Origin of the sequence: Halobacteriovorax vibrionivorans (assembly GCF_003346865.1) — a bacterium.
GTDB lineage: Bacteria > Bdellovibrionota > Bacteriovoracia > Bacteriovoracales > Bacteriovoracaceae > Halobacteriovorax_A > Halobacteriovorax_A vibrionivorans.
Map to the genome: position 1 here is coordinate 182,601 of NZ_QDKL01000003.1, position 14,911 is coordinate 197,511.

A 14,911-nucleotide genomic window follows, 5' to 3' on the forward strand; every position below is an offset into this window, starting at 1 on the left:
GATATGTCAACATTCTAATCACCAAGTAAATTAGTAAAAACTGACGAAGCAAATTCATCTAGTTGATTAAAGTTAGACATAGATGCTATTTTAGCTACTGTTGCCTCTCGTGCCGCCAAAGCAAAAAACGACTTCTTTCTATACGACAGCTCAATATCTGACGCATCAACCAAGGCTTGTAATGATAAAATCTGTCGTTTAATCTTTGCTTTTTCAGATTCTGATAAGCAATTATCATCTAACTTCTTCTTTAATTCGTTTATCAAAGAACTATTACTATTTGCCATGCTCTCTATTCTTTTTATATCACTATAGACTTCATATAGTTGATAGACCGTAGCAGCAGTTGCAATACCATTTACCAATGACAAAATAGCACCGATAGTAACTTGACCTGACGGATCTATATTATTTTTTGAGTTATTAAAAACATATCTATACTTATTAAAGTCTCCGCCACTGAACCCGATCGGATCTTCACTCATGAACCGGCCTGCGCTAGGATTGTAATATCTCGCTCGGTAGTAATATAAATTCGATTCTGGGTCAACTTCACGTCCAGTGTAACCATAAATCATGTCACTAGTTTCTGATAGTTGCATTGCTTCTCCATTTGAGTTGAATACATTCATTTTTCCAAATGCACTATATGCAATATCGACAGACTCTCCATTATCTTTTACTACTTTCACAATCGAACCAAGCGAGTCGGCAACATATGTCTGAGTATAACCATCGCCTATAGCCGCTAACGGTTCATCAATTCCTGGTCCATGAATGATCTTCTTAACAAGCTCAAATCCTGTTCCAGTCTTTCTATACTGAGCAATTATGTCTTCATTATGATAAACATAAGACCACTCGAGATCATTAATCTTCTTATAAGTTCTTCGGCCAAAGCTATCGTACTTGTACTCAACGGACTTATAAGCACCTTCTGGAAGAGAGTTATAAAACTTTATTCCTGTTAACTGATTTAAGCTATTCCACTCATACATTGTTGTATGACCAGTTGCCTTTTCAACAATAGAAGTTGTATTACCAGAGTTATCGTAAGTTAGTAGTTCATCTTCAGTTTCAGTAAGTCTGTTATTTGCATCATATTGTGCAGGACTTGTGTTGCCCGGATAATAAATACGGTTCCCATTTTCATCATACTCAAATGATTCATCAGCTTGGCCTGCAACAGGTCCTGTTGCAGTCAAGATCTGTCCTGTTTTGTCGTATGTAAAACTTAGGCTTGTATTTAACTTACTAAATGGAGTTCTTGTTTGAGAAATAGAAGTCTTGTTTCCAGTTTTGTCGTAACCAAACTCTTGAAGAAAATCATTATTTGTAGCAATTTTAACAAGTCTTGAAATCTTATCAAAACTGTAATCAACAGTAGAGTTTATATTTTCAAGTTTTGTTCTTCTACTAAGCTTATCATATGTAAGCTTAATTGGATTCTGATTAAAAGCAGTAATTGAAATAAGACGATTTAACTTATCATACTCATTTAGAATTTGGCCTAAAGATGTATTAACAACTTCAATATTTCCATTGTTGTCATAAGTATTTGTATATGAAAACTCAGGTGTAAACTCATTAGCAACGTTTGAAACCGTTTTTACACGTCCCTCATTATCATACGAGATTGTATAACTAGAGTTACTATTTTCTGATTTAATCACTCTGCCTTCACTATCATAGTCTAGCTTTAAAAAGTTTCCATCAGAATACGATGCTTCTTTAAGTCTTTGTTGATCATCATATTCAAAAATCGTCAGTCGATTATCTTTATCAATATGTGAAGTAACATTATTTTCATCATCATAAGTGAAAAATTCAGACTGTGCCATAGGATCAATTCTTTCAACAACCCTATCTCTAGTGTCGTACACAAACTGAGTCACCCCTTGTTTTGAATCAGTGACTTTTACAAGATTGTTTTTCTTGTCGTACTCGAAGTATGTAAGACGATCTTCTGAGTCTTTGACTGAACGTAAATTATCGACAATATCATACGTCATTGTAGTTGTTCGCCCAAGCTGATCAGTAATCGTCTTAATATTACCTCTAAGATCAAATGAATACTCCACAGAATTACCTAGAGAATCAGTAACCTTCGTCATATTTCCTGTATATTCATCATACTCTATTAGTGTCTTATTCTCTTTTGCATCAGAAACTTGTGTAACTTGTCCTTTGTTATTGTAACTAAGCCTAGTCACATTATAATTGCTATCAAGAATCTCCCTTACATTTCCTCGATCATCTAAGTTAAAAATTGTCTTATTACCATTTCTGTCAGTTATGGACTTAACAAAGCTAGTTCCATTCTTATATTCAATAATAACAGGATTATCGAGGTCTACATTAGGAGCGTATTGAATAAGATTATTGAAATCATCGTACACATACCTCTTAGAGCGCCCAGTTTTATCAACTCTAAGTGTTGTATTCCCAACGGCATCATATGCTAGGTATTCTTCGCCACCGTTTGAATCGATGATATTTGTTAATCTTCCATTACTATCACGCTTCATACAATAAGGAATTGAGCTATGACCAACAACTCCCCATCGACGATTATCTCCTTCCCCCTTCATTCCGTAAATAGGTCTAGTATCCTGGAGACAATACTCTTGTGTTCTTTTTACTGCTCTTAGATTAGAGATTAATTGCTCGGGCCTTCTTGCATAAGTTTTAATTCCTGAATAATCTAGTACAGTTCGAGCAGGTTTTTTGTAAAAGTTTGAAACTGCATGCTTTGCCTCATAGGCATGTGCAATACTTTCATCAACTCTCTTATGATAATTAATATTAAATGGAGTAAAATAATCTGTCCTTAGGCCATCTGGTTTAATCATTGAAATGACTTGACCGTATTCATTAAATGAATATTGAGTTACATGATTTTCCTCATCCGATTTAGAAATCATTAGATTTTTATCATAATTATACTTTAGTACTCGATTACCAGGTTTCCTCACCTCAATAAGAGTATTATCTTCAGAATATACAAATTCAGTTAATCTTCCAAATGGATCAGTAACTTTTGAAAGTAAGTTGTCTTGATATTCAAACTCAAATGCCTTACCCGTTGGGTCGATGATTTTAGAAATTCTATTTTCACTATCGTAAATATAAGAAGTTTGCTCTCCATTTCTGGTAACAACATACGATAGAAATCCTTCCGTATTGAAAACTTTCTTCGTCTTATCAGTGTACTCAATAACAAATACTCCATTTTCTAGACGTATTTCCCCTTTAAAGGCCCTTGGCAGAGTATAGCCAGAATCTTTCTTTCTGATTGTTGCAGCACTAAAGCCATTATAAAGATACATAAAATCATCGCCATCGCTTGGAATGATTCTTTCAAGCTCAGAAATCGTCCATCCATTTCCAAACTCACTGTCTCGATAATTTACAACATGGTAATAACGGTCGTTATTTTCATGCACATTGGCCGAAACCATCGATGTTTCACTAAAATGATACTCGATCTTAGCATTAATTTTATGGAGTCCTGTATTGAAATTACTAAAATCAAAAGGGACTTTAACATCAAACTGCTCATATTCGAAAAACTCATCCCCTTCTAATATCGGGACCTCAATTGTAAAAGGAGACTCCATTCCACCTAATGTAACATTTGCATTATATTTAAGAGGAGCAGCCGTAGGTCTTTGAACTTCAAATTCATAAATATCAATCCCATGCGCTTGTTTTGCTCCATAAGAGAACGTGAGAGTTCTTTCCTTGCCTAATGTTTTATAGCTATCAATAGAGAAGTCTTGAAATAATTCACCAGTAGTTGTTAGGATAGTACTACCACAGTCTTCAATTTCTTCTGGCTTATTTCTTTTACTCTTATCTATTTTAGTACAATCACCTGGATCATCGTCATCTTCATCAGGATCATTTTCTTGTGGTTCAGGAGGTCTCGGAGCGGTGAAACCCCAACTAGTATTAACTAGCCCACCCTCTACGAGTTCCAACCTTTTTCCATCGTCACTAACTCTAGATTTCCCAACAACTTCAAATCGTCCTAAAGCATCATTCATCTGATAGATGTCGACGATTAGGCCAGGAGGAAGGTTATCTAAGTTTGGATACGTGATATTTGCTTGCTCTTCAAATTTTACACCTGAAGGCTGAACCGTAATTAGCATTGCAGGATTGAATTTATCCGGCAACGAAACTGGTGCTAAATTCTTAGGAACAACTGATACAGACAATTGCCCTGTAAATGGAGTTCCATCTTTATTCTTAGCTGAGTTTGGAGGTACAATGACCTCAATTCCTAAGTCATCATTTATTACATTTGTCTCTTCATCAGGAACGACATCAGTAATCGAATCCATTGCAAGTCTTGGAACGTAGAATGGTCTATGAACGATATTTGTTGCATTTGGTATAACGTGAATTGCTTCAATGAAGTTTGCATACTTGCTGCCATCAGGAGCAAGTTCAGCAGTTGATGAGTCAATTTTAAAAATATACTGATCAACAATTGGCAAATCTTTTAAAATAAATTGACCTTTATGATCTGTTGTCGTGACAATATCAGTTCCAATAATTGAAATTGTTGCTCCCACAACAGGAACTTCAACACCGTCACCAGTTGTAGCATTAGAGTCAGCGACACTTCCGACAATGATAGTTGGATCAATAGAACTCACTCCATTTACAATAAGATCAATGTCACCAAATACTTTATTGTCTCCATCATATACATAATATCTAAAATTATATTCTCCGGCCTGATCCTTACCAGGATGCCACTTAAAATGACCAGTGAGAGGATCAAACTTTACTCCTTCAGGAACATCACCAACTAATCCAAAAGATAGAGCTTGTGTGTCAGAATCAACAACAGGAACATTAAAGTTAAATTCATCACCAAGGGAAATAGTCTTTGCATCTAGCACCTCAATAACAGGAGGATTATTAACAAACTCCAATACTTGAATAGATTTACTTACTTTTTGAGAATCAAAGCTTCCATCACTTACAACAAGTGAAATAGTATAATAGCCTACCTTATCAAATATTAAGCCAGAAGTATCTCGACCATTATCTCTAAATGATGTCATGCTACCATCAGGTGCAGACTCAATATTCCATGTATAAACAAGGCCATCGCCATCAGCATCACTTCCACTTCCAAGAACATCAACAAAATATCCAAGATAAGCTTTAGATTCAATTGTGAAGTTTGCAACTGGCCTAGTATTAGCTGAAAAAGCTATTGTTGAGGAATTGGTATCGAATCCATCATTTACTATACATTTTATCGTATATTCACCAGCTTGATCCGCTACAAAAGAAGTTACCGAGCTTGTATTTGTACTTAAATCAAGAGTAGAACCCTCTGGCCTTTCAAGCACTTCCCAAGAAAAGGTTAAGTTATCACCATCAGCATCTGAACTAGAAGATGCATCTAATTGAACACTTGAGCCAACTTCAAAGATAGTGCTATTACTTACATTTACAATATTAACTAAAGGTATCTGATTAATAGATTCAAAAACAAAAGTTTCTACAACGTCCTTACTTAAACTATTTAATGCATGAACTTGAATAATTGCCTTTCCAAGTGCAGATGAAATTAATGTCACATTTGGTAGAGTCGTATCAGATGGTGACAAGATATCACCAACTTCACTCCATAGAACATTCCACTTGAAATTATTAAATTCACCAGTGACTGTGACATTATAATCTACGCCTCTGACGGCATCTCTTATATCTTCTAAAGACATATCATAAGACTCACCTTGGGTAGTTAAAATAAATTTAGAAGTCTTAGCAAGAGAACCGTCACTAACCGAAAGCTCAAGTATGTACTGTCCATCAACATCTGGAGTTATTTTTGCATTTTTTAAATTTCCATCAATTACCTGTGCAGTACTTCCTGTTGGTGATTCAATTAAACTCCAACTATAAGTAAGGTTATCTTCCTCGTAATCAACGACTTCAGGTGAAAGCTGCACTTGAGTTCCTAATTCAGAATTAACATAGTTTAATTCTGTAATTTGAGGACTAAGATTTAGTGAAGAGATAGTCACTGTCTTTGAGTCAACATCTTTGCCATCAGAAATTTCTAATTGAAAAACATACTCACCTAACGTTCTTGAGACAAATTCAGCAAATGGTGTATTTACATTTATGAAATCATAGTCTGCATTTGTTGGAGAACTTAGTACAGTCCAATTATAACTAAGAGGCTCTGAGTCTAAATCGTAACTCTCACTACCGTCTAAGATGTATTTATTATTTAATATAAGCTTCTTATCAAATCCTAGCTTTGCAACAGGTTTGGAATTTATATCAACAACGCCAAAACATCTCCCTGTTTTTACATCTGCGTTTATAATACTTGTTGGCCTTATGACACATTTTTCAGCGTCAAGGTGAGCAATATCACTTGTTATAACAAGACCTGCTCCGAGATTAACCTCAACGTCTGATAGTAATGAAATCTTCTTCGCGTTAAACTCAACGCCTCGATGAAGTCTTACAGCAGAAGAGTCATAACTTTGTAGTGACTGGATTAGAATTGAATCTTCGATTGTAAAGTGTGAATCATTTGATATTACCGCAAGTCCATTTGACTTCATTGTAAAATTCTTTGATTTGATATTTGCATCATTTTTAATTTTAATGAATGCATTATCTTCCACGTCAGCAATTAGTTCAATATCCTCAGAGGCATCTATATTTGCACTTTTATTAAAAGAAATATTGTCACCAGATACTATTTTTAATGTACCTACTTTTATTATATTTGAGCTACCGAAAGCAATTTGTTTGCTCGTGGTTGCTATTGAAAGTTCGCCAGAAACCTGAAGTGATGTTGAGTCTCCAACGCTAATAATATCATTTGAAGAGATATTCATTTGTCCCGATTGAAATGTATTTGATTTACCAATAGTAAGCTTTTGAACATTACTACTTAAATCAATAACGTTGGACATGACATTAACTTGATCCTCAAGAGTTAATTTTTTTCCTGATTTTACACAGAGGTTATTTGCTTGAATAATTGAGTTTCTCTTAATCTTGATCCCACAAGGCGAGAAAATATTGAGCTGGCTTGCAACAATAATCCCATCAATTGTTAAAGCCTGATATCGGTTTTTATCTCGACCAAAATCATTAAGGTAATCATTTAGTTCTTGAGTATTTGTTACAACGACACTGTTAGATCGACATCGTACACTTGGATCATAATTATCTGGCACACTACACTCAGCATAAACTGAGATACTTGTTAACAACACTAGGATTAAGCTAATCACAGACTTCATTATTTAACCTTCTTATTTAACATGTTTACTTTCTTACTTACTTTACGAAATGAGCTTTTAGATCGATACCTAAACGGTACAATCTTATCTTGCTTCATCTTTTGAGTTTGTTTGCCTATCAGAGGGTCTGATTCACCTAAGTAGAACTGATAGTAATCGGCATTTACGTTACCTTCATTATCCCAAACAAAACCAAGGACTTCATACCAACCAACGTTTAACAACTGAACATCAATATTCGGCCCATCAACAACATAGAACTCACCTTCAGGCCCTTCAATCCTCCATTTGTACTGAACAATTGATTGATCATCAGTTGAAGCCGAAAGACTATTTAATAAGTTGTATGGAATAACTGAATCCGAAGAAATACTGTCAAACACTACACTTGGAGCATTTACTCCTCTAACATATATATTTGTATCATATGTATAAGTTAGATTTGTTGCATGGACCGTAGCATACACCGTCACATCATAGTACCCAGGACTAGAGAATGAGTATGAAGTCGAGGACTCTGTGCCTACCATCTTTTTCCAATCGCCATTTCCAAAATCAAATACAAGATCATATTCGCTTCGACTTAAAGAGCTTGTACTAAAAGAAACTGTAAATTCCTGTGATGGAAGAACCTCATTAAGGTTCGATGTAATAACGCCGACAAATGGTGCTCTATCAGTATCAACAGTCTTCACTACTTCAAATCTATTATTATTAAAGTCTTGACCTTCTAAACGTACATCATTTTGGCCAAACGGTAGATAAAAGATAGGGCGATCAGTACCATCGTCATCGTCATTATCTGTCTCCCAATATAGAGATGGTGTCATATAAAGAGCATTAGAATGTGCCATTCTTATGTTCATCCAGCTTCCACCACTGTCTAAGACGTAGAAATCAAAATTATCGATTGTGTCTTTGTCGCCGACATATACCTTCTTATCGACGGTTTTTCGTAGGCCATTTTCATCAACGATAGAAGCAATAACAGAATGAACACCAGGGTAGTCGAACGCTACATTATTTAACTCACCTGCTAAGCCTGGCTCATACTGGTTTTTCTTCTTCAGTGAGATTGAAGATATTGTAGAGTTAATTGAGTAAGTATTACTGAAATCAAGAGTTGCGCTAGTACCTACTTGAGTGAAATGATTATTTCCACCAATATTAACGATAGGTAAAAAATCAGAGTTCTCAGGCTCCATGTCAACATATGCTTCAATACATTTCTCGTTTATAACATCCTTAGATGTAAGGACAAGGTGACATAACTCAACAGGTCCAGAATTATTAAAAGTGAAGTTCACAATAGGCTGTTCAATCCATTCGTCGACAAAATCAGAATAAATTCCCCAAGCCTGTAGAACAATATCATTTGAATCAGAGAAAGAGCCTGAACCATCTAATGTAACTGATTCACCAAGATTAAATGTATTTGTCGACACAAAAGGTTTAGAGACAGGAACTTCTAAACTTATTGTTGAAGTATCAATCGTATAGTTATACTTCTGGCCAAAATAATCATAGAGATCGATATTTACAGTAAAATCATCTTCTGAAAAATAGTAATTAAATATCTCTAAGCTTTCGTCATAAATCGGTCCATTTATAGTAATAAGCTCAGATCCATCGCCAAAATCTATCTCGACTTTAGAAATTTGATCAGCATTAACTAATTCCTCTAAGAATAATAAAGACTCAAACGGAAGAGAATTATTATGATACTCTAAGAACATAAATCCAATTTCAGGAACAGCATCACCATCTTCAACATTTATAATTATTTGCTTTTGATAGCTTAAAGATGGGTTGGCGTTATCAGATACTGAAAGAGTGACAAAGTCAGTTCCTACAAAATCTAAATTTGGTATATATGTTAAATTATCCCCATCTAGACTTGCAGTTCCATTAACCGGTGCCTCTACAATCGAAAGAGTTAATTCCTGTAAATCGCCATTAGGGTCTGAATAGTCAACTACAGTAGATGAAGATGAGTTCTTTAAACCACTCAACTCACTAGTTGAAATAAATGGCGGATAATTTTGATCAACATAGATTTCAACTGAAAACATGCCTTCACCAGCAGGCACAGCACTATCAATAACTTTTAATGTTATATTTTCATAACCCGTAAAGCCTAAGTTTGGAGTGTATGTAAATGATGTCTCAGACATCTCTACACTACCGTTTGAAGGTGAAGAAATAACCTCTAAGTGATGTGTTTGTCCGATATCTGGATCATCAAAATCAGCATCAAGAGTTATTGATGTATTCTCTACACCATTTGTAAAAATATCGTTTGCAATAGGTGCCGTATTAGACTGAAGAAGAATATTAATAAATGCAGTCGCTGATCTATTTGGTGTTCCGTTATCGGTAACATTAATAGAGGCATAATAATATCCGTCACCAGCACTTGTACCGTCAAACGTAACAAGTCCATTCTCATCAACAGTCAAAACCCCCTGGTCAGGCTGGCTTATAACTTCAAAAGTATGCTCTTGGCCAAACTCATAATCAGTGACGTTAATCTGTGTTGTTCCAATTTTTGAACCAATGAGATTAATATCATCAGCATTTACACTAGGAGCGTGATTACCTTCAGTAACCGCAATTTGAACAATCTGTTCAGCACAAAAAGTTGATGGCACACTTTCGCAAACAGAAACTGTATAACTATCGGACCCGCTATAGTCTAAAAACGGAGTATAAGTAGCAATATTTGTTTGATAATCAAGATCTAAATGGCCATTAGTAGGATGTGTATCAATAAAAATCTCGTGTTCCTGATTTACATCAAGATCAGATACCTGAAAAATGTGCTCAACAGCAACGCCCCAAGGAGTAGAGTCTTCAGAAGGGCCTGAGATTGATGGCATATGGTTTTGAACATTAATATTTACAGTAGACTCAGAAACCCCTGGAGGATTTGCGTTGTCACTTATCTCTAAGACTACTTCAAAGTCTCCCACCTCTTGATAAGATGGAGTGTAATACAATTTAGATTCCGATACCCAAGCATATCCTCCAGTGCTGCTTTTAACTGAGATATAGTGGGATTGATTTGGATCAGGATCAATAACGACAATATCTACATTTTTTTCAGGATCCAGCCAGTTAAAGCTAAGGCTATAGTCACCTGCGGTTGGTGGGGTATTTTCGTATACAGAAATATTTATCGTTTTAGTTGATACTCCTGCAGGAAGTGCATTATCTCTAACTTCCAGAGTTATTGTATCTTCGCCGATGACCCCGTTGCTTTGAAAATGAAGATTATTATCGCTAATGTTCAATGAACCTAAACTGGTTCCTTCAACAATGGAAATGGAATGTGTTTGTCCAACATCAGGATCAACGATATCGATATTAGTGCTATAGCTTAAATTTTCTAAAACACTAAAGTCCTCAAGAGAAATTACAGGAACTGTATTGGCAACAATTGAAATAGGTATTCTTAAAATAGACTTTTTAGGGAGGGATAAGGAGTCTAGAGCATATACATCAACAAATGTATCAACAACATAACCTTCGACTAACTCAATATTTAAACTATTATCAGTTATTATTGCGCTTTTAACCCCTTCTCCTATTTCTTCAATACCGACTGTGACATTATGACCGTCGATATCTGAATACGATAATTCAGAACTGCCGACACCACTTTGGAAAATACTCAAGCTAGACGGGTTTGCTAAGACTGATGGTGGATGATTCTCATTAATCGTAATATTTACAGTATGAAAAGTTTCTAGCGGAGGATTCGCGTCATCTGTTACCTTTAGTACAATGGAATCACTAGTTTGACCAACTAGATTAGAACGATAAAGTAGACTATTTTCCCAGATACTTGATGTTCCTTGACTTGGCCCTTCATAAATTTCAACTGAGACAATTTGCCCTTCGTTTGGATCAGATAGTGTAAATGGCACATTATTCATTTCACCTTCAAATGTATTTATATCTGAAATACTTATAGAAGGTGGCTCATTTCCAATAATCTCTACAGGTATAGTTAAGTCGAAGCTTTCACTTACAACACCACTATCTTTTACTGTAATAACAAATGAATCTAAACCAGTAGCGCCAACATCTGAGGCATAAGTAACAAAACCATCTTCATTTACAACGGCCTCTCCTTTCTCAGCTTGAACCTTGATAGTAAACGTATGTGATTGATTAATGTTTGGATCAGCAACATTAATCTGTGTTGATTCAGTATCACCTGCAATAACTGAAATTGGTTGTGCTGTAGACTCTGGCACACTATTTTTAATAACGTTGATCGGTATCGTAAAATTTGATGTTTTAGAAGCGTATCCATTTGAATCACTCACAGAGACTGTAAAATAATCAGTTCCGACAAAACCAATACTTGACTGATATTTAAACTTTCTTTTTTCAGCGAAGCTTTGCTCAATATCAAGTTCAAGCGTACCATAATTTGGTTTTGCAACTACTTGAACATTGTAATTTTCATTAAACTCTTCATCATTTTCATCAAATAATAGGCCTTCAAAGTCAACGACTTCACCTTCAAGAACAAAGACTTCATTAGCGATTGAGAACTCAGGTGCAACATTTTCAACAACCTGAATATTCATCGTTAAATCAGAAAACAGCTCGTCACGAGTATTAGATTCTTTTACTCTAAATACAATATTATCACTACCGACAAAGCCTTCATTTGGAGTGTAGATGGCACTTATCTGATTCCAGCGCCAACGAAAACTTCTTACGTTTCCACCAACAGGGTTTACAAGAAGAGAAAGACTTAAACTATCGTTATCTGGGTCATTTGCTACCCCTCTTATCGTAGAACTCTTTCCTTCTAGTAATCTAATATCAGATGCAAATACATTTGGTGGCCTATTGGCAGTAACTGCAATATTGGCAACATTTGTACTACAAAGTACAGGTGTTCCATTATCACAAATTTCAAATGTAAAAGTATCGAGGCCAGAAAAGCCTAAGTTTGGTGTATATTGAAAAGTAGTGTCGTTGTAACTACGGCGAAGACTACCGTTACTTGGTGGAGTAATAATATTAGCAACGTGATCTTGATCTCTGTCAACATCAGTATATCGTAGGAATAAGTGTTGAGCACGTCCTGAACTTATTGTTGTGTTAAACTCCTGTGCAACAGGTTGTGTATTTGCAATTGTTACAAAAGTAATATTAGCAATCTTTGAAACAGGAGGATAACCAGCATCAGTATACTGAACTCTTAAAGTTTCCTGAACAGGAGTTTGTACATTCGAAGTATACTTAAAATATCTGTCTGAAACTTTTTCTAAGGTTCCATATTCTGGAGTATCTAAAAATTCAAAGTTACAGTTTTTTCTACTATCAGGATCTTGGCATCGAAGCAAGAAATTCTTAGGAGAAAAAGGCAAGAATTCAAAGGTAGCATCTGCCATAGTAGCTTCAACATTTTCTACCGCATTAAAAAGGATTTCAACATCGCCAAACATCGAAGGAGAACCATTATCCCAGACTCGAATTACAATACGTTCTTGCCCATACTCTCCGGCCCTTGGAATATACCTAAATCTATTATCTCTTGTTAGTTGGTTTAGCTCACCAAAAGAAGGGCCTTCTATTACCTCATATCTAAAGTCTATAGTAGAATCAATATCATTAGGATCAATACTTATTGTATAATCATTAGAAAAAGTGACCTCGTCAGGGAAATGTGCAACTGGTTCAGGAGGTTGATTATTTTTAACAACAACTTCCAGTGTAACGAGTCCAGACTTTACAGGATATCCATTATCTTTTACTTCGACAATGATTGTTTCTATCCCTAGAAAGTCTTCTCTTGCTGTATAAACAATCTGGCTTCCAGTAATTAATACAGAACCACCAACTAGTTCATTTACAACACTAACATCATGGACTTGATTTTCATTTGCATCTTCAAAACGATAGAAAAAACTAACACTTTGACCAGGCGTAACTTCTTTTAATGTTCTCCTATCCCCTCTAATACTTATAACAGGAGCATCATTCTCTAAGACAGTTGTGCTTATAACTTTAGTTGCAACGCCGTTTATGATCGAATTATCACGGAGCTCTATTTCGAACTGATCATCACCAGAAAAGTCACTATTTGGTGTATAAGTGAATGCACCAGTAATTTGATTTATCGACACGGAACCGCTAAGCGGTTGCTCCTTAACAGAGAATCTTAATTCTTGATTGATATCTAGATCATTTGACTCAATCACTCTAAATGTAGAAACACCTTGCTCAACTATTATATCCTCAATTGGAAAAATCGTCGGTAAATTGTTCTCTAAAACTGTTATTTCAACTTGTATCTCATTAGAGAGGGCAGGTTCTTGGTCATCTGTAACTTTTACTAAAAATGTATCGACACCAACAAAACCACCGTTTGGCTGATAGGCAAATATCCCTTCATTATTAATACTAACAGAACCATTTGTTGGAGCAGTCATGACTTCTACTTGATGAGATTGTCCAACATTGTCATTAATTACGACTTCGCCTGAAACAATTTCACCATGTGAAACATCAACACTATAATCAAGTTCTGGTGCTCTATTACCATTAGAAAAATTAATATCAACTAAAGTTGATGTTTGTTTTGATGGTTCACCATTGTCACGAGCACCTAAAACAAAACTACTATTAATATAGACTCCAGAATATGGCCTAAAAATAATTTTTTGGTTATTCTCAATTGTGACAACACCATTTACTGGTTGGCTAAGTACTTCTAGAGTTACTTCATGGTTCTCATTATCACTAACAGCAACAACTGCCGAAGCACCACTGTCACCATAATAAGTTAAATCATTAACTGCCAAAGTAGGAGGTGTATTAGAGTCAGGTATTGATGAATATTCCACGACCGTGATTGTTAGAGAGTCGTTCAAGCGACCACCCAGTAGTACTTCTAAGTTATTTGATTGTAATACATCTATGTTTTTTACTAATATTGATTCTTCGCCAGAAAAGTCATAAGAGTTAGTAATTTGACTACCGTTCAGACTAATTTGCGCATAATTTACACTATTATTCTCGATGATCATTTTATGAGATGCATTTGGGTTGAGCACATCAAAGTCAACAAATGTACTATTGCATGATTTCGTTTTTGAACTTGCTCCTACACATTCTTGCTTTATTAAATAATCATTTGGCCCATACACAATATTTCCCTGCGGTAATCTTGCTGCAATATTAAATACCTTCTTAGACACTTCACCGATTGAGTTTGTAACTTTAACAAGAAAGGTATATTGACCTACTCGATCGGCTAAAAATCGAATAGAGTTATTTTCAATTACCTCGATGCTCTTTTGACTCTCTTTAGGTGCTGAAACAATTGTCCAGTCATAGTCGTCAGTAACATCATGATTGTTTGTAATAGTGACTAAATCACCTGCAACTACTGAATAATGATCCTGAATATCAATCGTTGGCATTGCAAAAGACGTGTTTGCGTATACTACTGTTAGTAGCATTAATAGAAATTTAAACATTGTGTGTGTTCCTTGTCCCAAATTTAAACTTTTCTTAACTCGACAAAAAGACTATGATCAACATTAAAAGTTGTCAATTAATTTACATGAGAGAAAAGGGAGTTT

General features: G+C 35.3%; 2 protein-coding genes. Both read right to left on the minus strand.

Annotated features, from left to right (window positions below; genetic code table 11):
• Nucleotides 1-14: 14 nt before the first annotated feature.
• Complete coding sequence (locus DAY19_RS11770) at nucleotides 15-7,289, minus strand: PKD domain-containing protein (RefSeq protein WP_158536891.1); 7,275 nt, start codon at nucleotides 7,287-7,289, stop codon at nucleotides 15-17.
• An 8-nt stretch (nucleotides 7,290-7,297) separates the two neighbouring features.
• A complete protein-coding gene (locus DAY19_RS11775; protein ID WP_115362676.1) occupies nucleotides 7,298-14,806 on the minus strand; it encodes an Ig-like domain-containing protein in 7,509 nt (2,502 codons plus the stop codon).
• Nucleotides 14,807-14,911 lie beyond the last annotated feature (105 nt).

What these genes read in the sequence shown, in the direction of transcription:
- DAY19_RS11775 (WP_115362676.1), bottom strand. Translation starts at nt 14,806, where the DNA reads ATGTTTAAATTTCTATTAATGCTACTAACAGTAGTATACGCAAACACG.